The following is a 21,855-nucleotide window of genomic DNA, read 5'->3' as shown; positions in this document are numbered from 1 at the left end:
CACGCCATTTATCGGGGCGCGCAGGCCGCGGATTCACATTCGGCACCGCCGCGCCGTCACATTTCACTACAACCGGCAGGAATTTTGCCAAACTTTCTGTTAAGGTTGTCGATGCGCGGGGCGAAACAACGGGAGTTTCGCCATGTATGAGTGGAGTGGCATTCTGAGTTTGTTCTTTATCGCAGCGGCCTTCCTGACCTCCTGCGATACCCAGCCTCCGCCGCAAGGTTCTTCGCATATCAGGATCATTCCGACGCCGAGATAGCGCCGCAAGAGACGCCTGAAAGGAAAAGCCCCGCCAGCGCGGGGCTTTTTCGATCCGCTCTCCTGAAACTCAGAGCTTGCACGGCTCGACCCTGCAATGCTCGAATGACGCATCACGCCAGGCGGCCGTCATCGTCCTGCTCCTCGTTGCGTCGATGCACGCAAGGTTCACCTGCCCCGGCGGGGAGGTTCCAAGATTCAAGACCAAGCCGTGCAGCGGAGTTTCAATCCGTGAGGATGAAAGTCACCTTCATGTTGACCCGGTACTCCGCGATCTTTCCGTTCTCGACGACGACCTTCTGGTCCTGGATCCAGGCGCCCTCGACATTCTTCAACGTCTTGGCGGCGCGGGCGATTCCCGCCTCGATGGCGTCCTTGAAGCTCTTGGTCGACGATGACGTGATTTCCGTAACGCGGGCAACAGACATGGATTTCCTCCTGCTGATACGCTCAGTCACGGAGAAAAGCCTACGCCCGGCAAAGGCCGGGCTCAAGCACCAGTTGTATTAGGCCTTGGCGATCCTGTCGAAAGCCATCAACCTTTCGAGCAGTGCCGGCATATCCTTGAACGGCACCATGTTGGGGCCATCGGACGAGGTCGAATTGTCGGGGTCCTCATGAGTCTCGATGAAGACACCGGCGACGCCGACGGCGACAGCAGCACGCGCCAAGGTTTCGACGAAGCGACGCTCGCCGCCCGAGGTCGCACCGAGCCCGCCAGGCTGCTGCACTGAATGGGTCGCATCGAAGATCACCGGCGCACCGATATCGGCCATGATCGGCAGTGCGCGCATGTCGGAAACCAGCGTGTTGTAGCCGAAGGATGCACCGCGCTCGGTTACCAGCACGTTCGGATTGCCCGAGCCAGTTACCTTGGCGACTACGTTCTTCATGTCCCAGGGCGCCAGGAACTGCCCCTTCTTGACGTTGACGACCTTGCCGGTCTTGGCGGCAGCGACCAGCAAGTCGGTCTGGCGGCTGAGGAAAGCCGGAATCTGCAGCACGTCGATGGCCTCGGCGACGATCGCGCACTGCTCTTCGGTGTGAACGTCGGTCAGAACCGAAACGCCGAGTTCCTTGCGCAGATCGGCGAATGCGGGCAGCGCAGCATCGAGGCCGGCCCCGCGCGTGCTGGCGAGAGAGCTGCGATTGGCCTTGTCGAAGCTCGACTTGTAGACGAATCCGATGCCGAGCCTGTGCGTCAGCTCCTTGAGCGCGCCGGCCATGTCGAAGGCATGCTGGCGCGATTCGAACTGGCATGGACCCGCGATCAGCGACAGCGGAGCGGTGTTCGAAAAAAGGGTCTTGCCAACAGTCACATTTGCATTCGGCTTGGTCATTTCAGTTCCTCGAAAATGAAGGCGGCACCCTGCCCCGGCGCTGGCGGGATCACCAGCCTTTGACCGGTTAGATCGTGTTCGATGCCGTTTTGGACAAGAAGCGATTTTACAGCACCAAGGTCGTCGACGCCAAAGACCATGGCGCCGAGGCCTAGGCCGGTTTCGCCTAACCGTTCTTTGACGATCAAATCGACATTGGCAAGCGGCACCACGACCTCGCCCAGCGGCGCTACCTTGACGCTGCTGCGCGCAATGGTGGCAAGTAATTTGCCCGCCTCGGCAGCAATGCCTGTGCTCGCCTCGACGGCAAGCACACGCCGCGCGCCATTTGCGTGGACTTCCAGGGAGCTGCGGTCGACCTTCGGCGCTTTGGCACGCTCGCAGGAGAAAAAGAACGCCGCGGAAGCGCTTTCTGGCTCGGCGGCGAAGGCAAGTCGAAACGACGCCTGATCAGCGCGGCCGGATGCATCAATGAACGGTCGCGAAAAATCGAGCCTTGGGCCAGCGGAAACGCCGGCGCCAACGAACTCCGCATGGTCGGCGTCGGCGTCATCGGTGCCGAACACGACCGCCGAGAAGCCTTCTGTGCCATGAGCCTGGCGAAATGCCCTGTCGCGGGCAACGAAAACGTTTCCTTCCGACACAGCCTTGTCGGCGGCGGCAGGGTCGCCCACAGCCAGCGGCTCCATGAAGGTCCCGTCGCCAAGATAGACGCAGCAATTGACCGTACCGAAGGGATGAACGCCTTGGGGAGAAACCGTGAAGCCGAGCGCCGTCAGCCGGGCCCGGGCAATGCCGAGGTCGGCGGTCGGCAGCACCACATGATCGAGCGGACGCGGGCTCTCGTGAACGATCTTGGTCATGCGCTTGCGCTGTGCCTCAATTTCGTATCCCAACCGAGGCTGCCAGCCTCGGTCAGCCCGGCGCTGGAGGTCCATGCATGGATGTTGCAGTTGCGCGCCGCCACGAACTCGGCGGCGCGCATGGTCCTCAGACCAGTCTGCTCTGTTCGACGGCCGCTTCGATGAAGCTGGCGAACAGCGGATGCGGATCAAGCGGCCGGCTCTTCAGTTCCGGATGGTACTGCACGCCGATGAACCATGGATGGTCAGGATACTCGACCGTCTCGGGCAGCACGCCGTCGGGCGACATGCCGGCAAAGACCAGGCCGCATTCCTCGAGCCGCTCCTTGTAGTCGATATTGACCTCATAGCGGTGGCGGTGACGCTCGGAAATCTGGGTGTCACCATAGATCTCGGCGATCTTGGACCCTTCGGCCAGCGCCGCCTCGAACGCTCCCAGCCGCATCGTGCCGCCGAGGTCACCGGACGCCTTGCGCTTTTCGAGCATGTTGCCCTTGAGCCATTCGGTCATCAGACCGACGACCGGCTCCTTGGTCGGGCCGAACTCGGTGGACGAGGCATTGTCAATGTGGGCGAGCGAACGCGCCGCCTCGATGCAAGCCATCTGCATGCCGAAGCAGATACCGAAATACGGCACCTTGCGCTCGCGGGCGAACTTGGCCGCCAGGATCTTGCCTTCCGAACCGCGCTCACCGAAGCCGCCTGGCACCAGGATGCCATGGACCTTTTCGAGGAACGGTGCCGGATCTTCCTTCTCGAAGACCTCGCTCTCGATCCAGTCGAGCTTGACCTTGACGTTGTTGGCGAGGCCGCCATGCGACAACGCCTCGATCAGCGATTTATAGGCGTCCTTGAGGCCGGTGTACTTGCCGACCACGGCGATGGTGACTTCGCCTTCCGGATTGTGGATGAGCTGCGAAACGTTCTGCCAGGCATCGAGGCGCGGCTTGGGCGCAGGATCGATGCCGAAGGCTGCCAGCACTTCCGAATCCAGGCCTTCCTTGTGGTAGGCCAGCGGCACATCGTAGATGTGGCCGACGTCGAGCGCCTGGATAACAGCCGATTCCCTGACATTGCAGAACAGCGACAGCTTGCGGCGCTCTTCCTTGGGGATATCGCGATCGGCGCGGACAAGAAGAATATCAGGCGCAATACCGATCGAGCGCAGTTCCTTGACCGAATGCTGGGTCGGCTTGGTTTTCAGTTCGCCGGCCGTCGGAATGTAGGGCATCAGCGTCAGATGAACGTAGACCGCATTGTTGCGCGGCAGGTCGTTGCCGAGCTGGCGGATCGCCTCGAGGAACGGCATCGCCTCGATATCGCCGACCGTGCCGCCGATCTCGCAGAGCACGAAGTCGAACTCGTCATTGCCGTCGAGGATGAAATTCTTGATCTCGTCGGTGACGTGCGGAATGACCTGCACGGTCGCGCCGAGGTAATCGCCGCGACGTTCGCGTTCGATGATGTTCTTGTAGATGCGGCCGGTGGTGATGTTGTCGCTCTGGTTCGCCGAGCGTCCGGTGAACCGTTCGTAGTGTCCGAGATCGAGGTCGGTTTCCGCCCCGTCATCGGTCACGAACACCTCACCATGCTGGTAAGGCGACATCGTTCCGGGATCTACGTTGAGATACGGATCGAGTTTGCGGATGCGCACGCGATAGCCGCGTGCCTGCAGAAGTGCCCCTAGGGCCGCTGCGGCTATGCCTTTTCCAAGGGAAGAGACCACGCCGCCGGTGATGAATACATATCGCGCCATGGGAGTTATCGCTTATCGCGGCCAAATCGATTCCGCCAGAGAAAAATCCGCCGCGCCGGACTTTTCCCTATCTGGCTATTCAATGTTGCCGCCAAAATGGCGCGCAAACAAAAAGGCCGGCGTGACCGCCGGCCCGCAATCCGCGTTGTGAAAACGCTTTACATGACGATGACTTCAGAGCCCATCTTCACGCGATTGTAGAGGTCCATGACATGGTCGTTGACCATGCGGAAGCACCCGTTCGACGAATTCGTGCCGATCGTCTGCGGCTGGTTCGTACCATGGATACGGATATGGGTATCCAGCTTGCCCTGGTACAGGTAGATCGCGCGAGCGCCAAGCGGATTTTCCGGACCGCCGTTCATGCCGTCCTTGTGCTTGCCGTACTTCTGCGGCTCGCGTTCCTGCATGTCCTTGGTCGGGAACCAGCGCGGCCATTCCTGCTTGTCGCCGATGGTGGCCTTGCCCTTGAACTCGAGGCCTTCGCGGCCGACGGCGATCGCATAACGACGTGCCGTCGAGGACGATTCGACCAGATAGAGGAAGCGTTTGCTGGTATCGACCACGATCTGACCGGGCTGATAACCGGAGAACGCAACCTCCTGCGGTTCGAACTCGGACTTGACCTTGAACTGCTTCTTGGACTGCTTGGCCTGCAATACGGCGTCGAGCGCGCGGGTCTGCGGCAGCATGCTCTGCTGGGGAGCGCTGCCACCGAAGATACCTGAAAGCAGGCTGGCCTTCTGCGGCCTCGCCTGGCTCTCGCTGCGCAGCTCGCCGGTGTTGCCGGTCGAGGCGACTTCCATGGCGTCGGGCGCCAGCGCCTCGATCGGCTGCATGACCTCGAGCGGCTGGAGATTGCGCTTGGCGGCAGGTGCAGGAGCGGCAGTTGCGACTTGAGCAGTCGCGCGCTCGGCCCGCTTCAGCCGCGCCAGTTCGCGCTCCTTTGCAGCTTGCTCCTTTGCCGCGGCCCGCATCGCCATCTTCTTGGCCTCGAGCATCTTTTCGCGGGCGAGTTCCCTGTCAGCCTTGATCTTGGCTTCGAGGACCTTGATTCGGGCAAGATCCTCGTCGGTGGGCTTCTTCTTTTTCTTGAGGATCTTGAGTTCGGAAGCGTCGCTCTTGGCAGCGACAGTGATCACGTCACTTGCAACTTCAGGCTGCAGTGAAGCAGCACTACCTGCGGGAGTGGCGGCAAAGGCGGTAGAGCCCATCAGAGAGGCGCAAAGACCAGCAAGAAGGATGCTGCGGAGTTGCATGGTGGAGGATATCCCGAGCGTTCAAAACGAATGAAATTCGCGGCAACGCACAGTGCCCCCAAGGCCCCCGTTCATTTCGCCGCGGCTCAGCTATAAGCGATTAGCCGGAGAAGCCTCAAGGGAGGCACCTCCGGCGAAATGATCTAATTTTCGTGATCGACGCAGCATTTGCCGCAACTGTGGTCAAACAACAACAGGTTGCGGCAGCCGGTCTGGTTTATTAGTTCGGAACTTGCGGTGCCGCAGGAGCAGCCGGCTGTTCAGCATTGCCCGAAGCTGCAGGAGCCGGTGCTGCCGGCTGCTCACCCGACGGCGCTGCCGGCGCAGTGGCGCCAGGTACCGGTGCGGGCGTCGAGCCGCCGAGCTGATCGAGAACACCCTTGCCGCCCGTCGTGCCGCTTTGCGTGGCCGGGGCACGGTCGAGAATGTCGATCGGCTTCTCGCCGTAACGGGCGATGATCGACAGCGTCAGCGAGGTAACGAAGAAAATGGTCGCCAAGATCGCAGTGGCGCGCGTCAGAGCGTTGGCGGCGCCGCGCGCCGTCATGAAGCCCGAGCCGCCGCCGATGCCAAGGCCGCCGCCTTCCGAGCGCTGCAGGAGCACCACGCCGACGAGGGCGAGCACGACCATCAGATGAATGACGATGATGACGGTTTCCATTGCGCTTCCTGGGATCTTTCCTGACGTGGACCGGCCGGCACGCAGACGCGGCCGACATTCCGGAGGCGGCTCAATACAATGCTTTCATGGCATTTCCAAGCCCGCCGCCCGAATATGGGGAGACACGCGACCTTTGCAACGGCCGCGTGTGGCGAATTCAGAGCTTGCGATAGGCTTCGGCTATGCCGAGGAAGTCGGCCGCCTTGAGGCTGGCGCCGCCAACCAGTGCGCCGTCGACATTGGCCACGCCAAGCAACTCCACCGCATTCGACGGCTTGACCGAACCGCCATACAGGATGCGCATCTTGGCGGCAGAAGACCCAAGCAGCTCGGTCAGCCGCGCGCGGATGTGAGCGTGCGCCTCGGCCACGTCGCCGACTGTCGGGGTGAGTCCGGTGCCTATGGCCCAAACCGGCTCATAAGCGATCACGGTGTTGGCAGGGGTAGCCGTCGTCGGCACGGAACCTTCGATCTGCCGCGACAGAACCGCAAGCGTAGCACCACCTTGGCGCTCCGCCTGTGTCTCGCCGATGCAGATGACGGCAACCAACCCGGCACGCCATGCCGCTTCGGCCTTGGCGCGAACGAGTTCATCAGTCTCGCCGTGATCGGTGCGTCGCTCGGAATGGCCGACAATAACGTGGCTTGCGCCGGCATCCTTCAGCATCTCAGCCGAGATGTCGCCGGTATGGGCGCCGCTCTCCTTGGGATGGCAATCCTGCCCGCCGGCCTTTACCGGCGTGCGATGAAGGATTTCGGAAGCGCGCGAAAGAAGCGTGGCCGGCACGCATAGCAGGGCCTCGGTCTCGGCATCCAGGCCGTCCATGAAACCGCCGGCGATGCCGCGCAGTTCGTTGAGCGACGCGCTGGTTCCGTTCATCTTCCAATTACCGGCAACCAGTGGGCGTATTCCTGGCGTCATGTGATTTTCCCTCGACATCGATATTCGCTCGGGGACCCTCACTACCAAAAACAAGCCACAAAGCAATCGACACTGGCGCCGAAGGGCGCTATTGCGCTTCGTTCATGCAGGCGCATGCGAAAATGCGCGAAGATGGGATCTGAACATGCTCGAAACGATGCGAAGTGCTGCGGGAACCTGGGTCGCTAAGCTCCTGCTTCTGCTGCTCGTGTTGAGCTTCGCAATCTGGGGCATTTCCGGACGGATGCTGCACGAGTTCGGCAGCGACAAGGTGATCACGGCCGGCGGCACGTCCGTCTCGGGCGTCGAATACCGCCTCGCCTACGACCGTCAGCTAAACGTCATGTCGCAGAGATTCGGCCAGAGGCTGACCCGCGAACAGGCAAATGCGCTCGGCATCGACAATCAGGTCCTGTCCCAGCTCGTCGCAGGCGCCGTGCTCGACGAGCAGGCGCGCAAGCTGGGCCTTGGCCTGTCCAAGGACCGCCTCGCCCAGTTGACCTGGGACGACCCGACCTTCCAGGGTCCGGACGGCAAATTCAATCGCCAGTCTTTCGAATACATCTTGCGCCAGATCGGCATGCGCCCTGAGGACTACCTCAAGAACCGCGCCCAGGTCGCCGTGCGCCAGCAGATCGTCGAGGCGGTTGCCGACGGGATCAAGGCGCCGGACACCTTCCTGCGCGCCGTGGCACTTTATCGCGGCGAGGATCGCACTATCGACTACCTGTCACTGCCCAAGTCTCTGGTCGAGCCGATCGCAGCCCCCACCGACGAGGTGCTGAAGACGTGGTTTGAGGAAAACAAGAAGAACTACGCTGCGCCGGAATACCGCAAGCTGAGCTACGTCAAGCTCGAACCCGAGGACATCATGGACCTCGGCTCGGTCACCGACGAGCAGGTTCGCCAGGATTACGAAAAGAACAAGTCGCACTTCACCACCGCCGAAACGCGCAAGATCGATCAGCTCGTCTTTGCTAGCGCCGATGCAGCCAAGGCTGCTTCCGAAGCCATCAAGGGCGGCGAGAGCTTCGACAAGATCGTCGCCGATCAGGGCAAGACCGTAGCCGACGTGGCATTGGGAACGCTGACCAAGGATGCGATCGCCGACAAAGCCGTTGCCGAAGCGGCGTTTACGCTGCAGGCGAACCAGGTCAGCGACGTGGTCCAGGGCGCGTTCGGCCCGGTGCTCGTCCGCGTCAGCGAGGTCACGCCCGAGACGGTGAAGGCATTCGATGAGGTCAAGGACCAGATCCGCAAGGACCTGGCGCTCGCCGAAGCCAACCGCATTCTGCTCGATGTGCATGATTCCTATGAGGATGCGCGCGCAGGCGGCGAGTCCATGCAGGCTGCCGCCGACAAGCTGAAGCTCAAGGTGGTGACCATCGACGCGATCGACCGCGCTGGCCAGCGCCCCGACGGCACCATCGTCAACACGTTGCCGGACTCGCAGAACCTGATCCAGGCTGCCTTCGAAGCCGAAGCCGGTATCGAGAACCAGCCCATCAATGTCGGCACCAACGGCTTTGTCTTCTACGAAGTGGATGGCATCACGCCAGCGCGCGACCGCACGCTCGATGAAGTCCATGACAAGGTCGTCGCCGACTGGACCGCAGCAGAGACGGCAAAGCGCCTCAAGGACAAGGCCGCAGAACTCGAGAAGCGCCTCAAGGACGGCAATGACCTCGACGCCATTGCTGCCGAGTTGAAGCTCGAGAAGCAGACCAAGCGCGGACTGAAGCGCGAAGCCGACGATGCCGATTTCGGTCGTGCGGGAGCACAGGCCATGTTCGCGATGGGCCAGGGCGGCACCGGCGTCATCCCCTCGCCCACCGGCGACGCGCAGATCCTGTTCAAGGTCGCCGAGGTATTCGAACCAGCCGGCGCGGACGCGAGCGCCGTGCCCGAGGATGCCCGGAAGTCGTTTGCCTCGGGCATTTCGGACGACCTGCTCGACCAACTGGTCGCACAGTTGCAGACGCAATATGGCGCCACGATAAACCAGGGCGCGATCACCCGCGCGCTTGAGGCAGGCATCAGATGAGCGCACTGAAGCCGCATATCGCCAAGGTCGCGACGGGCGCGCCGCTCACCTTCGAAGAGGCGCGCGAGGCTTTCGACATCATCATGTCTGGCGAAGCCACGCCCGGCCAGATCGGCGGCTTCCTGATGGCGCTGCGCGTGCGCGGCGAAACCGTCAGCGAGCTTTCAGGCGCCGTCGCCACCATGCGCGACAAGATGCTGCGCGTCGAGGCGCCTGACGATGCCATCGACATCGTCGGCACCGGCGGCGACGGCACCCACAGCGTCAACATCTCTACCGCCTCGGCTTTTGTCATCGCCGGCGCCGGCGTGACGGTTGCCAAGCATGGCAACCGCAGCCTGTCCTCGCTGACAGGCGCCGCTGACGTGCTCACTGCGCTCGGCGTCAACATCGACCTGTCGCCCGAGGCCATCAGCCGCTGCATCCACGAAGCCGGCGTAGGTTTCATGTTCGCGCCGGCGCATCACCCGGCAATGAAGCATGTCGGCGCGACGCGCGTCGAACTTGGCACCCGCACTATCTTCAACCTGATCGGCCCGCTGTCCAATCCAGCCGGTGTGACACGCCAACTGATCGGCGTCTTTGCGCCTGAATGGGTCGAGCCCGTCGCCGAAACGCTAAAGAAACTGGGCGCGCGGAGCCTTTGGGTCGTCCACGGCGACGGCTTTGACGAGATCACCACCACCGGCGAGACCAAGATTGCGGCTGTTGCCAACGGCAGCATCAGCAGTTTCGTGCTGACCCCCGAGCAGGTCGGCCTTGCCCGCCACACGCGCGAGGAATTGCGCGGCGGCGATTCGGCATACAACGCCGCCGCATTGCGCAGCCTGCTGGAGGGGGCCGAGGGCGCCTACCGCGACACGGTACTGATGAATGCAGGTGCTGCTCTCGTGGTGGCCGAAAAGGTCGGGAACATCGGCGAAGGCATCAAGCTCGCCGTGGAATCGATCGACAATGGTCATGCCCTTGCCGCGCTCGACCGCCTGGTCAGCGTCTCGAACGGATAGCACCATGGCCGACATCCTGCGCCACATCGAATCCTACAAGCGCGACGAGATCGCCGCCGCCAAGGCTCGCGTGCCTGTTGGAGAACTTCTGGCGCGTGCGCGCGACGTGGCCAAGCCGCGCGGCTTTCTCGCAGCACTCGAGGCCAAGCGTCGCGAGGGACGTTTCGGCCTGATCGCCGAGATCAAGAAGGCGAGCCCGTCCAAGGGCCTGATCCGGCCCGATTTCGATCCGCCGTCACTAGCCCAGGCTTATGCGGAAGGCGGCGCTGCCTGCTTGTCGGTGCTGACCGATACGCCATCCTTCCAGGGTGCACCGGAGTTCCTTACCGCGGCGCGCAACGCCTGCGCCCTGCCCGCCTTGCGCAAGGATTTCATGTTCGAGCCCTATCAGGTGCACGAGGCGCGCGCCTGGGGAGCGGATGCCATCCTCGTCATCATGGCGAGCGTCAGCGACGACGACGCCAGGCGGCTCGAGGACGCGGCCTTCGAACACGGCATGGATGCGCTGATCGAAGTCCATGACGAGGCCGAGACCGAGCGCGCCCTGAAGCTCCAGTCGCGCCTGCTCGGCATCAACAACCGCAACCTGCGCACCTTCGAGGTCAGCCTCGAAACCTCGGAGCGGCTCGCGCCCATGATTCCGACCGATCGACTGCTCGTCGGCGAAAGCGGCATCTTCACCCATGCCGACTGCCTGCGCCTGGAAAAATCCGGCATCGGCAGCTTCCTCGTCGGCGAAAGCCTGATGCGTCAGGCCGATGTCGCCACTGCGACGCGCGCGCTGCTCGAAGGCGCGCCGATTGCCGAGCGTGCCTGAAATGGCCAACACCCTCACCCATATCAGTGCTGCGGGTGAAGCCAACATGGTCGACGTCGGCGACAAGGCCGAGACGACGCGCACGGCAATTGCCGAGGGCCTCGTCGTCATGCAGCCGGAAACCCTGGCGCTGATCCTGTCGGGCAACGCCAAGAAGGGCGACGTGCTGGGCACCGCCCGGCTTGCCGGCATCATGGCCGCCAAGCGCACGCACGAACTGGTGCCATTGTGCCACCCTATCCTTCTGACCAAGGTTTCGGTCGAAATCGAGCCCGACGAGAGTTTGCCAGGACTGCGCGTGACGGCATTGGCCCGCGTGACCGGCAAGACCGGCGTAGAGATGGAGGCACTCACCGCCGCCTCTGTTGCCTGCCTCACCATTTACGACATGGCCAAGGCCGCAGATCGCGGCATGGTGATTTCCGGCATCCGGCTGATCGAAAAGAGCGGCGGCAAGTCGGGCGACTACAGGGCGGCCGGGTAGAGATGGCACTGCTGCCGGTAGCCGAGGCCCTGGAACGGTTGCTCGAAGGAGCCGAACCCGGCGGCTCGGAAACGGTCAACCTCAGCGAAGCCTTCGACCGCGTGCTGGCGGTACCGTTGCATGCACTGCGCACGCAGCCGCCCTTCGACGCCTCGGCGATGGATGGCTACGCGGTTCGCGCCGACGACATCGCATCCCTTCCGGCACGGCTTTCAGTCATCGGGACTGCACCGGCCGGCCGGCAATTCACCGGCACTGTGGCGCAAGGCCAGACGGTGCGCATCTTCACCGGCGCGCCGGTTCCTGATGGTGCGGATACGGTCGTCATCCAGGAAAATGTACGCGATCTCGGCCAAGGCTTGGTCGATGTGCTGGAGCCGACCGCCCCAGGCCGTAACATCCGCGCCAAGGGCCTGGACTTCAAGCAGGGCGACCTCATCCTCAATGCCGGACGGCTGCTCGACCCGGCCGCCCTGTCGCTCATCGCTGCCGCCAACCACGCGCAAGTCGAGGTCACCAGCGCCCCGCTGGTCGCCATCATAGCGACGGGCGACGAGCTTTTGCCGCCCGGGAGCAACCCCGGTCCCGATCAGATCATCGCCTCCAACGCCTATGGGGTCGCCGCGATCGCGCGGTCGGTCGGAGCGCGCGTACTCGACCTTGGAATCGCCGCGGACCGCAAGGATGCCATCGCAGCCCTCGTCGCCAAGGCGCTGGAGGCGCGGCCGGACGTCATCGTAACCCTTGGCGGCGCGTCAGTCGGCGACCACGACCTGGTCCATGAAGTGCTCTCCGGCCTTGGCATGGAGCTGGATTTCTGGAAGATCGCCATGCGCCCCGGCAAGCCGCTGATGTTCGGTCGCCTCGGCGACACGCGTTGCATCGGCCTGCCCGGCAACCCGGTCGCCAGCCTGATCTGCTCGCATATCTTCCTCAAGCCGCTGCTGGCACAACTCGCAGGCCGGAGCTATGCACCCGATATCAGGCAGGCTGTTCTGGACCGACCGATGAGCGCCAACGATCAGCGCCGGGATTATGTCCGGGCGACAGCCCGCGATACCCCGGACGGCTTGGTCGCGACGCCATTCGCGGTGCAGGATTCGTCGATGCTGCGGACGCTCGCCGACGCCAATTGCGTCATCATCCGCGAACCTTTCGTACCGGCGGCCGAACCTGGCAGTGCCTGCAGCGTACTGATGCTGCGCTGAACATAGCGCCTCGCCCTTCACCAAATATAAACAGTTGCAGAACACAACTGGAACATATAGCGTTTGTTCCGGGTTTGTTTTTCTTTCGATTCCCTCGGGGGTGGCCATGCTGACGCGCAAACAACACGAGCTTCTGCTGTTCATCCATGAGCGGCTTAAAGAGACGGGCATCCCTCCGTCCTTCGACGAGATGAAGGAGGCGCTCGACCTCGCCTCCAAGTCGGGCATCCATCGGCTGATCACCGCGCTCGAAGAACGCGGCTTCATCAGGCGCCTGCCCAACCGGGCGCGCGCGCTCGAAGTATTGCGCCTGCCCGATTCGATCGCACCCGGCCTCAACGCGGCGCGCAAGTTCTCGCCCAGCGTCATTGAAGGCAGCCTTGGCCGCAAGCCCGAGCCGTCGCGCTCGCTTTCAGCCGGAAACGACGACGATGCGGGTTCGGCAGTGGCAATCCCGGTGATGGGGCGTATCGCGGCCGGCGTGCCGATCGACGCCATCCAGCACAAGACGCACTCGATCTCGGTGCCGCCGGACATGATCATGGGCGGCGAGCACTACGCGCTCGAGGTCAAGGGCGACTCGATGATCGAGGCCGGCATCTTCGACGGCGACACGGTCATCATCCGCAATGCGAACACCGCAAATCCCGGCGAAATCATCGTGGCGCTTGTCGACGACGAGGAAGCCACACTCAAGCGCTTCCGGCGCAAGGGCGCTTCGATTGCACTCGAGGCCGCAAACCCGGCTTATGAGACCCGCATCTTCGGGCCTGACAGGGTCAAGGTTCAGGGCAAGCTGGTCGGGCTGATCCGCCGCTATTGATTGACAGCCGCTTGCGTAGGCAGCAGAGCCTGGTTTGCGGAAGCCAGCTTGCGCCTTCCTGGGTCTTCGCGCTGATAGGGAGGCAAGCCTCTTGCCTCTCGGGAGAACTGGCGTTGCACATGCCATGGGCGGTAGGGCTCGTTCACGGCATGGAGGATCTCAAGCTTCGGGTTCCGGCCTGTCGAGGCCTGCTGCACGAATATCGCGGCACTCCCGAGCCGCGCCAATTGGCGGGTGGTTATGATTTCGGCATCCGAACCAGGACAAACATCCCTTGCCGTGGCGTCGGCCACAACGACAAGGGCGGCCTCGGCACAAGCACGCCTCGCTGAGGCCACGTTTTCCGCGTGAGCGATCCGGATGCGTGGCGCAAGTTCTGACAGGCACAGGCCGTGTCCACAGACAAAGGCCGGGTCGGTTTTGGACAGGTTGTTGCTGCCCGGATCGGTGCGCCGGGGCCCCACCACATCTTCCGATCCCAGGACTCGCTTCCAGTTGTCGAGTGTGAACTGGCTCGGCCGTGGGCGGTTGACAGCCAGTTGCCCGGTGCCTGTCCTCACCCCAATCAGCCGACCGTCCTCTGAGACCAGCACATCGGGTGTCGTGGCAAAGGGCAGCGTGAGGACCACCAGAAATGCGAACGGCAGGGCGGCAGCGCGCAAAAAGGTCGTGGCCGCCGATGCGGCGACGAGCGCTATTGTTGCGAAAACAACCGACAAGGTCGAGACCACCCCCACGGCATCGATGGGCGAGCGCTCGGAAAACCATTGGGCGGTTGCGATCATCGCCTGCAACCCGAAACCCATGACGTCGAGGAAAATGCCGTCCAGCCCAAGCGGCATTAAGATTCCGACGCCCACCGCAAAGGGCATGACCAAGGTGGAAACGATCGGCATGACCGCCAGATTGGCGAAAAGGCTGAGCGGCGAGACGCGTTGGAAATGCCATGCGCCGAAGACGCTGGTGGCGAGCCCGGCGATCAGCGAGGTGGCGACAAGGCCAACGGCTGCGGCGGCCAGCCAGCGCCAGATTTTGGCCGGCACCGACCTTTGCACGAGCGGCTGCGCCCGCCCCTCGCGCCAGTCCGACCACCAGGCATAGGCTGCCACGAGCGCTGCGGTTGCGGCAAACGACATCTGGAAACTCGGCCCGACCACCTCATGCGGCGAGACCAATATGACCACGATGGCCGAGACCGCGAGATTGCGCATGGTCAGCGCCGCCCGGTCGAACAGGACGGCCGTCAGCATGACGGCCAGCATGATGAAGCTGCGCTGGGCTGCTACCTCTGCGCCCGAGATGAAGAGATAGCCGCCAGTCGCGGCCAACGCTGCGCCTGCCGCGTATTTCTTTACCGGGCGGCGCGACGTGAAACCGGGAAAGGCTGCGAAGCCCAGCCGCATCAGCAACATGACCGTGCCGGCGACCATTGCCATGTGCAGCCCCGAAATCGAGATGATGTGGTAGAGCCCGGTGCGTCGCAGCGCTTCGTTGATGTCCTCGGGGATGCCGCCGCGCACGCCGACGACCAATGCCGCGGCGATCTCGCCCTCGGCGCCACCGATCCGACCGCGAATGCGCTCGGCAATCCGGTTGCGCGTATTTTCAACCCAAACCAAGGCTCGACTTGCGGCCGATGCTGCTTGCGAGGATGGGGCAAGCGTCGGCCCCTTCATGAAAAAGCCGCTGGCGCCAATGCCATCAAAATAGCTTTCGAAGGAAAAGTCGTAGCTGCCCGGCCGCACCGGACCGGATGGCGGCATCAGCCGGACGTAACCGGTCACAGTCGAACCTACGAGCACGCCCTCGGGAACCTTGCGCGCGGTGAGGCGCACCCGCTCGGGCGCGTAGCGCAGCTTGGGCCGCTTGGTCGAGGAGACATCGATGGTCAGGCGGGTGCGTCCAGTGCCTAGATGGTCGATCTCGACGACGCGACCGCTGAGCGTGGTCGACACCTCTGCGCCGAGCATCATCGTCGCCTTGCGGGAGGTCTCGAGCTTGGCCACGCTGACACCGATCAGGAAGATGGCGATAGCGGCGAACACATAGTGGGCAAGCCGATGCGACCGCGCGAAAAGGGCAAGCAAAACCGCAAGCGCGGAAGCTGCTACCAGCGGCGGCGGGCTCGGTTCGGTCGGCAGGTTGAAATAGACCAGTGCGCCGATTGCCAAGAGCACTGGAACAAACAAAAAGGCAGCGCCACGGTCGAGTTCGGTTTCGAATGCGCTGGTCAAGCGCGACAGCGTGAGCTGCCGTATGGCGGAATTCGACGCCCCCCGCAGCCACGTCAGCAATTCGGCAGACGGCTTTTGAAGCGGCTGTGCCTCCTCAAGCCTTGGAACTACATATGGACCTGACTGAAAATACCCGATGGGTGTAGGCGCAGAAAACCGTTCTGCCGCCAGCAAGTCGCGCTCGCTGGCCTCGATCACCGGATTTTCACCGGCTTGCCCCTCCCGCACGCGCTTGCCCATCGGGCCTGCCCCTTGCGCCCCTGACCTTCTATGCTACATCAACGCCACCGAAACGCCATGCGCCGCCGGTCTTCCGACCGGGCGACGCCATGCCTCCCGTGGAAATAGCTATGTCCGTCGTCACCCGCTTCGCCCCATCACCAACCGGCTACCTGCACATCGGTGGCGCGCGCACCGCGCTGTTCAACTGGCTCTATTCCCACCACACCGGCGGCAAGATGCTGCTGCGCATCGAAGACACCGACCGCGAGCGTTCGACCGATGCGGCGACGGCTGCCATCCTCGAAGGGCTCACCTGGCTTGGCCTGACCTGGGAAGGCGAGCCGATCTCGCAGTTCGAGCGCGCGCCACGCCACCGCGAGGTCGCGGAAGAACTCGTGCGGCTGGGCAAGGCCTACTACTGCTATGCCTCGCAGGAAGAACTGACCGAGATGCGCGAGAAGGCCCGCGCCGAAGGCCGGCCGCCCCGCTACGACGGCCGCTGGCGTGACCGCGATCCGTCCGAGGCGCCGGCAGGCGTCAAGCCGGTGATCCGCATCAAGGCACCGACGGAAGGCGAGACTTTGGTGCGCGACCGGGTGCAGGGCGACGTTCGTTTCCCCAACAAGGATCTCGACGATTTCATCATCCTGCGTTCGGATGGCGTGCCGACTTACATGCATGCGGTCGTCGTCGACGACCATGACATGGGCGTCACCCACATCATCCGCGGCGACGATCACCTGACCAATGCCGCGCGCCAGACGATCATCTATGTCGCCATGGGCTGGGACGTGCCTGTGATGGCCCATATTCCGCTGATCCATGGTGCCGACGGCGCCAAGCTGTCCAAACGTCACGGCGCGCTCGGTGTCGATGCCTATCGCGCCATGGGCTATCTGCCCGAAGCCCTGCTCAACTATCTTGCCCGCCTTGGCTGGAGCCACGGCGACGACGAGGTGATGAGCATCGAGGACATGATCCGCTGGTTCGAGATCGAGGACGTCAACAAGGGCGCTGCCCGCTTCGACTTCGCCAAGCTCGAGGCGCTGAACGGCGTCCACATGCGCCAGATGGATGACCAGAAGCTGTTCGACATCTTTGTCGCGACCCTGCCCTATCTGCCTGAAGGCGATGCGATCCTCGGCAAGCTCGACGACAAGCTCAAGGCGCAGCTGCTGGCGGCAATGCCGGGCCTCAAGGAACGCGCCAAGACGCTGGTCGAACTGGCCGACGGCGCGGCCTTCCTTTTTGCGGAGCGCCCGCTTCCCCTGGACGAGAAGGCAGCAGGCCTCCTGGCCGGGCCGGCCAAGGACGTACTCAAGGGCGCGCATGCGGCGCTCGCCGGTGTCGACTCAGCCTGGAGCGCTGCCTCGGCGGAAGCTGCGATCCGCGAGTTCGCCGGCCGCGAAAACCTCAAGCTCGGCGCCGTCGCACAGCCCCTGCGGGCCGCTCTGACGGGCAAAAGCACGTCACCCGGCGTGTTCGACGTGCTTGCCGTTCTGGGTCGGGACGAAAGTCTCGCCCGCATTTCCGATCAAATCGATTAGGTCAGCAATGCTTTCCTAATTTTGCATTGAATTCAGGCTTTTGCGGTGCAACATTGTGGCAACAGGCCAATTTGGAAGCAGCGGGGGAAGCTGGAAAGCGGGTTCGAGCGTTCCGGGCCAATCTGGTTGCCTTGTTAAGAATATTGCGCCGCCCTGCGGCAACTCAGGACTAAGGAGTATGCGATGACTGATTCAACCGCCAAACTGGACTTCCGCGGCCAGACCCACGAGTTCAAGGTCCGAAGCGGAACGGTCGGGCCGGATGTGATCGATATCGCATCGCTCTATGCCACCACCGGCGCCTTCACTTACGATCCGGGCTTCACCTCGACCGCCAGCTGTGAGTCGGAGATCACCTTCATCGACGGCGATGCCGGAGTGCTGCTGCACCGCGGCTATCCGATCGATCAGCTAGCCGAGCATGGCGACTTCCTCGAGGTCTGCTACCTGCTGCTCTACGGCGAACTGCCGACCAAGGCGCAGAAGGACGACTTCGACTATCGCGTGACGCGCCACACCATGGTGCATGAGCAGATGTCGCGCTTCTTCACCGGCTTCCGCCGCGACGCGCACCCGATGGCCGTGATGTGCGGCGTGGTCGGCGCCCTGTCGGCCTTCTACCACGACTCGACCGACATCTCCGATCCGCATCAGCGCATGGTGGCTTCCATCCGCCTGATCGCCAAGATGCCGACGATCGCGGCCATGGCCTACAAGTACCACATCGGCCAGCCCTTCGTTTACCCGAAGAACGAGCTGAACTTCGCCGCCAACTTCCTGCACATGTGCTTTGCCGTGCCGTGCGAGGAGTACAAGGTCAATCCGGTGCTCGCCCGCGCCATGGAGCGCATCTTCATCCTGCACGCCGACCACGAGCAGAACGCCTCGACCTCGACAGTGCGTCTTGCCGGCTCCTCGGGCGCCAATCCGTTCGCCTGCATCGCGGCCGGCATCGCCTGCCTGTGGGGCCCGGCGCATGGCGGCGCCAACGAAGCGGCACTCAACATGCTGGGCGAAATCGGTCACGTCGACCGCATTCCCGAGTTCGTTGCCCGTGCCAAGGACAAGAACGATCCGTTCCGCCTGATGGGCTTCGGTCACCGCGTCTACAAGAACTACGATCCGCGCGCCAAGATCATGCAGAAGACCACGCATGAAGTGCTCGGTGAGCTCGGCATCAAGGACGATCCGATGCTCGACGTAGCGATGGAACTCGAGCGCATCGCGCTGACCGACGAGTACTTCATCGAAAAGAAGCTCTACCCGAACATCGATTTCTATTCGGGCATCACGCTGAAGGCGCTGGGCTTCCCCACCACCATGTTCACGGTGCTGTTCGCGCTCGCCCGCACGGTCGGCTGGATTGCCCAGTGGAAGGAGATGATCGAGGATCCGCGCCAGAAGATCGGCCGTCCGCGCCAGCTCTACACGGGTGCTACCGAGCGCGACTACGTGCCTATCGCCAAGCGCTGAGCGCAGCGACAAACCTGACGAAAACGCCCGCCAAATCGGCGGGCGTTTTTCATTTAAGGATATGTTTGAGGACTGCTTCGGCGGCGATCTCGCCGGAGGGACGGCCGGTGGCCATTAGCCGCCGCACCTCGGCAAAGCCGTGCTTTTGCCAACGCCGCTGGTCGGTGTCGTCGAACAGTACTTCGACATAGCGCGCCATCCATTGCGGCCGCACATACTGGTTGTAGTGCTCTGGCACGACGGGCCGGTCGGCAATCAGGTTGGGCAACGAGGCGCTCCAGACCGTGATCAGCCCCTGCGCCATGCGCATGAAGGGGTCGAGCTTGTAGTTCGACATCATCGGCACGCCGGCAAGCGCCAGTTCGAGTGATACCGTTCCCGATGCGATCAGGGCCGCATCGGCCTCGCCGAAGGCCTGCCATTTGTGCTGGCTGTCCAGAATGATCTCGGGCTTTTGCGGCCAGTGGGCAACGGCAGCTTCAACCAGCTTGGCGACATGCGGCACCGTCGGCAGCAACAGCCGCAACCGATGCCCCCTTGCCCTGAGGATCGAAACGGTCTCACCGAAGGGCTCGATCAGGCCACGTACTTCGCTTCTGCGCGACCCAGGAAGCAGCAGCAGGGTCTTTTCGCGATCCGCGGAGAAGCTGCGGTCGCGTTCCTGCATGGCCGCGGCGAGCGCTACGCCTGGATCGCTTGAAAGCCTGTGACCGACGAATGTGCCATATGGACCACCAAGGCGTGCCAGTTCGGACGGCTCGAACGGCAGGATGCAAAGCACCTCGTCGACATGCGGCTTCATTGCCTTGGCGCGGCCCGGCCGCCAGGCCCAGACACTCGGACATATATAGTGGACGATGGGGATGCCGGGCGCCAGCGCCCTGACCTTCTTCGCCACGCGTAGCGAAAAATCGGGGCTGTCGATGGTAACCAGGCAATCGGGCTTTTCAGCCGCGACAAAGCGTGCGGTCTCGCTAATCCGCCGCATCAGGCGCGGCAGGTCGCGGATGATCGCCGACAGCCCCATCAGCGCGATCTCGCCGGCGTCGAACAGCGGCGAAAGACCAAGCTCTTGCAGATGGCGGCCACCGGTGCCGACGAGTTTGACCTCACGCCCGCTCAGGCGCTGCAGCGCACGCACCAGGTCGGCCCCCAGAAGATCGCCCGACTCCTCGCCGGCGACGATGGCGATCTTGAGCGGCCGCTCGTTCATTCCTCCCCCTCCTCGCCGGTAAGCCCGACGACGAAAAGACCTAGCCGGTCGGCCCGGGCAACCATCTCGCCGAAATCGAGAACCAGCGAGCGCCCGGCCTCGACCCCGATGCCAACCAATCCGGCGGCATGGGCAGCGTCGATGGTGGCGGGGCCGATCGTCGGCAAATCGGCACGCAATTCCTGGTTGGGCTTGGCGCTCTTGACCAGAACGCCGCGCTTGCGACCGGCGATGCGGCCATTGTCCCGCAGGTCGCGCACGCGTTCCAGGAGAAGGTCCGTACCCTCGATGCCTTCAAGGGCTATGGCGCGGCCGCCAATGGCGACCGCTGCCTGGCCGATATCCAGCGCACCGATAGCGCGGGCGGCCTTCAGGCCGGCATTGAGGTCGGCCCAATCGGACTTCATGGGCGCGTGGGCCCCCATCCGACCGACCGTGGCCAGAAGGTCGGGGACGATCTGGTGCGCTCCCAGAACCTTGATGCCATTGTCTTCGATGGTGTCGACAAGAATACGCAGCAGGCCGTCGTCGCCCCGCGTCAGCGCCGCCAGCGCGCGCGGCAGGATGCGAAGCAGCGACACTGACGGCCTCACCGCGCGCCACGCCGGGCGCCGGCTGATGGCGCCGGCCAGAACCGCATGGGTGATACGGTGGCGCTTCAGCAGTGGCAGAAGCGCTGCAAACTGCTCGACGGCGAGTGTTTCGCCGTCATAGCCAGACAGGCTGGTGCCCGGATCGATCTCGCCCGCGATTCTTACGATGAACGGCTGGTGGCCGGCCTCGGCCAGACTATCTGCGACGTTGACCGGAAGCCGGCCGCTGCCAGCAACGACAGCGACCCGGTCGGCCGCGGAAAGCTCAAATCTGTTCTCGCCCTCAGCTTTCGTCATTGGCGTCGTCATCGGAGACGGCGTTTCTGAGCGGCGGGACGGTGAAGTGGCGCTTGCCGCGCGCCTGGATGAAATCAAGCAGATCGCGCACGATTGGCGAGTCCGCGAACTGGCGTTCCACGTCGGGGATGTTCTCGCCAACCGCGCGGGCCGGATCGAAGATCATCTTGTAAGCCTTGCGCAGGGCAAAGATCTCGGCGCGCGCCACGCCCGAGCGCTTCATGCCGATCACGTTGAGTCCACGCAGGCGGGCGCGGTTGCCCATCACCATGCCATAGGGAATGATGTCGCCATCAACGATCGCCGCACCACCGACAAAGGCATGGTGGCCGATGCGCGTCATCTGGTGGACGGCGGAAAGGCCACCCAGGGTGACATTGTTGCCGACCTCGACATGGCCGCCCAGCGTCGCCACATTGGCCATGGTGACATTGTCGCCAACCACGCAATCATGGGCGATGTGCGAATAAGCCAGGAAGTGCCCATTGTCGCCGACCGTGGTCTCGCCACGGCTGGTATCGGTGCCGACATGCATCGTCACACCTTCGCGGATCGTGCAGTTCTTGCCGACGATCAGCGTCGTGCGGCCGCCCTTGTGCTTGTTGTTCTGCGGCGCAGCACCGAGCGTTGCCATCGGAAACACCTTGCAGCCCTCGCCCAAGGTAGTGGCACCCATGACCGAGACATGGCTGACCAGTTCGACGCGGTCGCCAATGACGGCGTCGGCGCTGACATGGCAAAAGGGGCCCACGCGAACGCCTGCGCCAAGGCTGGCACCCGGCTCTACAACGGCGGCGGGATGGATGAATGTCTCGTTCTGCATTGAGC

General features: G+C 63.3%; 19 protein-coding genes. 8 read left to right on the top strand and 11 right to left on the bottom strand.

Annotated elements, in window-relative coordinates; genetic code table 11:
• Positions 1–488: 488 nt before the first annotated feature.
• The 7 genes from ABSY17_RS12650 to tpiA form a co-directional block, all read right to left on the bottom strand.
• Positions 489–692, bottom strand: a complete 204-nt coding sequence (locus tag ABSY17_RS12650) for a dodecin family protein (protein WP_378950991.1) — start codon at positions 690–692, stop codon at positions 489–491.
• 78 nt (positions 693–770) lie between these two features.
• Complete coding sequence (gene kdsA, locus ABSY17_RS12645) at positions 771–1,604, bottom strand: 3-deoxy-8-phosphooctulonate synthase (protein WP_378950989.1); 834 nt, start codon at positions 1,602–1,604, stop codon at positions 771–773.
• Positions 1,601–2,659 carry a VOC family protein gene (locus ABSY17_RS12640; RefSeq protein ID WP_378950987.1) on the bottom strand — a complete coding sequence of 353 codons (1,059 nt, stop codon included), beginning with the start codon at positions 2,657–2,659 and terminating at the stop codon, positions 1,601–1,603. The genes kdsA and ABSY17_RS12640 overlap by 4 nt, the downstream gene beginning before the upstream one ends.
• A complete protein-coding gene (locus ABSY17_RS12635; protein WP_378950985.1) occupies positions 2,595–4,223 on the bottom strand; it encodes a CTP synthase in 1,629 nt (542 codons plus the stop codon). Before ABSY17_RS12635 ends, ABSY17_RS12640 begins: the two co-directional genes overlap by 65 nt.
• A 158-nt stretch (positions 4,224–4,381) precedes the next feature.
• Complete coding sequence (locus tag ABSY17_RS12630; RefSeq protein WP_378950983.1) at positions 4,382–5,482, bottom strand: L,D-transpeptidase; 1,101 nt, start codon at positions 5,480–5,482, stop codon at positions 4,382–4,384.
• A gap of 220 nt (positions 5,483–5,702) precedes the next feature.
• Positions 5,703–6,143, bottom strand: a complete 441-nt coding sequence (gene secG, locus ABSY17_RS12625; protein WP_378950981.1) for a preprotein translocase subunit SecG — start codon at positions 6,141–6,143, stop codon at positions 5,703–5,705.
• Between the two features lie 157 nt (positions 6,144–6,300).
• Positions 6,301–7,065: a triose-phosphate isomerase gene (gene tpiA, locus ABSY17_RS12620; RefSeq protein ID WP_378950979.1), complete on the bottom strand. Its 765-nt coding sequence runs from the start codon at positions 7,063–7,065 to the stop codon at positions 6,301–6,303.
• Between the two features lie 145 nt (positions 7,066–7,210).
• Here tpiA and ABSY17_RS12615 point away from each other — a divergent pair, with 145 nt between their 5' ends.
• From ABSY17_RS12615 to lexA, 6 genes are all read left to right on the top strand, one after another.
• Positions 7,211–9,109: a peptidyl-prolyl cis-trans isomerase gene (locus tag ABSY17_RS12615; RefSeq protein ID WP_378950977.1), complete on the top strand. Its 1,899-nt coding sequence runs from the start codon at positions 7,211–7,213 to the stop codon at positions 9,107–9,109.
• On the top strand, positions 9,106–10,116 hold the full coding sequence (trpD, locus tag ABSY17_RS12610) for an anthranilate phosphoribosyltransferase (RefSeq protein ID WP_378950975.1): 1,011 nt from the start codon (positions 9,106–9,108) through the stop codon (positions 10,114–10,116). The genes ABSY17_RS12615 and trpD overlap by 4 nt, the downstream gene beginning before the upstream one ends.
• A gap of 4 nt (positions 10,117–10,120) precedes the next feature.
• Positions 10,121–10,933, top strand: coding sequence for an indole-3-glycerol phosphate synthase TrpC (gene trpC, locus ABSY17_RS12605; RefSeq protein ID WP_378950973.1), 813 nt, complete (start codon positions 10,121–10,123; stop codon positions 10,931–10,933).
• A gap of 1 nt (position 10,934) precedes the next feature.
• Positions 10,935–11,417, top strand: coding sequence for a cyclic pyranopterin monophosphate synthase MoaC (gene moaC, locus ABSY17_RS12600; protein ID WP_378950971.1), 483 nt, complete (start codon positions 10,935–10,937; stop codon positions 11,415–11,417).
• A gap of 2 nt (positions 11,418–11,419) precedes the next feature.
• Positions 11,420–12,625 (top strand): gephyrin-like molybdotransferase Glp, encoded by a 1,206-nt coding sequence (glp, locus tag ABSY17_RS12595; RefSeq protein WP_378950969.1) that lies wholly within the window; start codon positions 11,420–11,422, stop codon positions 12,623–12,625.
• Between the two features lie 106 nt (positions 12,626–12,731).
• Positions 12,732–13,448 (top strand): transcriptional repressor LexA, encoded by a 717-nt coding sequence (gene lexA / locus ABSY17_RS12590; protein ID WP_378950966.1) that lies wholly within the window; start codon positions 12,732–12,734, stop codon positions 13,446–13,448.
• On the opposite strand, the gene ABSY17_RS12585 is transcribed toward lexA, so the two are convergent.
• Positions 13,442–15,682 (bottom strand): ComEC/Rec2 family competence protein, encoded by a 2,241-nt coding sequence (locus tag ABSY17_RS12585; protein WP_378950963.1) that lies wholly within the window; start codon positions 15,680–15,682, stop codon positions 13,442–13,444. The two genes, lexA and ABSY17_RS12585, sit on opposite strands and share 7 nt — an antisense overlap.
• Before the next feature lie 344 nt (positions 15,683–16,026).
• Between ABSY17_RS12585 and gltX the strand changes: the two genes are divergently transcribed.
• Both gltX and gltA read left to right on the top strand, forming a co-directional pair.
• On the top strand, positions 16,027–17,451 hold the full coding sequence (gltX, locus tag ABSY17_RS12580; RefSeq protein ID WP_378952642.1) for a glutamate--tRNA ligase: 1,425 nt from the start codon (positions 16,027–16,029) through the stop codon (positions 17,449–17,451).
• A 183-nt stretch (positions 17,452–17,634) separates the two neighbouring features.
• Entirely contained in the window at positions 17,635–18,924 is a 1,290-nt protein-coding gene (gene gltA / locus ABSY17_RS12575) for a citrate synthase (RefSeq protein ID WP_378950960.1), read from the top strand.
• A 49-nt stretch (positions 18,925–18,973) separates the two neighbouring features.
• Here gltA and lpxB read toward each other — a convergent pair whose 3' ends face one another.
• From lpxB to lpxA, 3 genes are read right to left on the bottom strand one after another with little or no spacing between them, the layout of a single operon-like run.
• Entirely contained in the window at positions 18,974–20,137 is a 1,164-nt protein-coding gene (gene lpxB, locus ABSY17_RS12570; protein ID WP_378950957.1) for a lipid-A-disaccharide synthase, read from the bottom strand.
• Positions 20,134–21,027: an LpxI family protein gene (locus ABSY17_RS12565; RefSeq protein ID WP_378950954.1), complete on the bottom strand. Its 894-nt coding sequence runs from the start codon at positions 21,025–21,027 to the stop codon at positions 20,134–20,136. Before ABSY17_RS12565 ends, lpxB begins: the two co-directional genes overlap by 4 nt.
• Entirely contained in the window at positions 21,014–21,850 is an 837-nt protein-coding gene (gene lpxA / locus ABSY17_RS12560; protein ID WP_378950951.1) for an acyl-ACP--UDP-N-acetylglucosamine O-acyltransferase, read from the bottom strand. The genes ABSY17_RS12565 and lpxA overlap by 14 nt, the downstream gene beginning before the upstream one ends.
• Between the last annotated feature and the right edge of the window lie 5 nt (positions 21,851–21,855).

Origin of the sequence: Mesorhizobium sp. ANAO-SY3R2 (assembly GCF_042466635.1) — a bacterium.
In the GTDB taxonomy this organism is placed as follows: domain Bacteria; phylum Pseudomonadota; class Alphaproteobacteria; order Rhizobiales; family Rhizobiaceae; genus Aminobacter.
The sequence above is the reverse complement of the archived record's forward strand: the minus strand, read 5'-3'. Positions and strand labels throughout refer to the sequence as shown.

Excerpts from the sequence above, each read along its gene's own strand:
- glp (WP_378950969.1), top strand. The coding sequence starts at position 11,420 with ATGGCACTGCTGCCGGTAGCCGAGGCCCTGGAACGGTTGCTCGAAGGA.
- trpD (WP_378950975.1), top strand. The coding sequence starts at position 9,106 with ATGAGCGCACTGAAGCCGCATATCGCCAAGGTCGCGACGGGCGCGCCG.
- ABSY17_RS12615 (WP_378950977.1), top strand. The coding sequence starts at position 7,211 with ATGCTCGAAACGATGCGAAGTGCTGCGGGAACCTGGGTCGCTAAGCTC.
- trpC (WP_378950973.1), top strand. The coding sequence starts at position 10,121 with ATGGCCGACATCCTGCGCCACATCGAATCCTACAAGCGCGACGAGATC.
- lexA (WP_378950966.1), top strand. The coding sequence starts at position 12,732 with ATGCTGACGCGCAAACAACACGAGCTTCTGCTGTTCATCCATGAGCGG.
- gltA (WP_378950960.1), top strand. The coding sequence starts at position 17,635 with ATGACTGATTCAACCGCCAAACTGGACTTCCGCGGCCAGACCCACGAG.
- ABSY17_RS12630 (WP_378950983.1), bottom strand. The coding sequence starts at position 5,482 with ATGCAACTCCGCAGCATCCTTCTTGCTGGTCTTTGCGCCTCTCTGATG.
- lpxA (WP_378950951.1), bottom strand. The coding sequence starts at position 21,850 with ATGCAGAACGAGACATTCATCCATCCCGCCGCCGTTGTAGAGCCGGGT.
- lpxB (WP_378950957.1), bottom strand. The coding sequence starts at position 20,137 with ATGAACGAGCGGCCGCTCAAGATCGCCATCGTCGCCGGCGAGGAGTCG.
- tpiA (WP_378950979.1), bottom strand. The coding sequence starts at position 7,065 with ATGACGCCAGGAATACGCCCACTGGTTGCCGGTAATTGGAAGATGAAC.
- moaC (WP_378950971.1), top strand. The coding sequence starts at position 10,935 with ATGGCCAACACCCTCACCCATATCAGTGCTGCGGGTGAAGCCAACATG.
- ABSY17_RS12565 (WP_378950954.1), bottom strand. The coding sequence starts at position 21,027 with ATGACGAAAGCTGAGGGCGAGAACAGATTTGAGCTTTCCGCGGCCGAC.
- ABSY17_RS12650 (WP_378950991.1), bottom strand. The coding sequence starts at position 692 with ATGTCTGTTGCCCGCGTTACGGAAATCACGTCATCGTCGACCAAGAGC.
- ABSY17_RS12635 (WP_378950985.1), bottom strand. The coding sequence starts at position 4,223 with ATGGCGCGATATGTATTCATCACCGGCGGCGTGGTCTCTTCCCTTGGA.
- kdsA (WP_378950989.1), bottom strand. The coding sequence starts at position 1,604 with ATGACCAAGCCGAATGCAAATGTGACTGTTGGCAAGACCCTTTTTTCG.
- secG (WP_378950981.1), bottom strand. The coding sequence starts at position 6,143 with ATGGAAACCGTCATCATCGTCATTCATCTGATGGTCGTGCTCGCCCTC.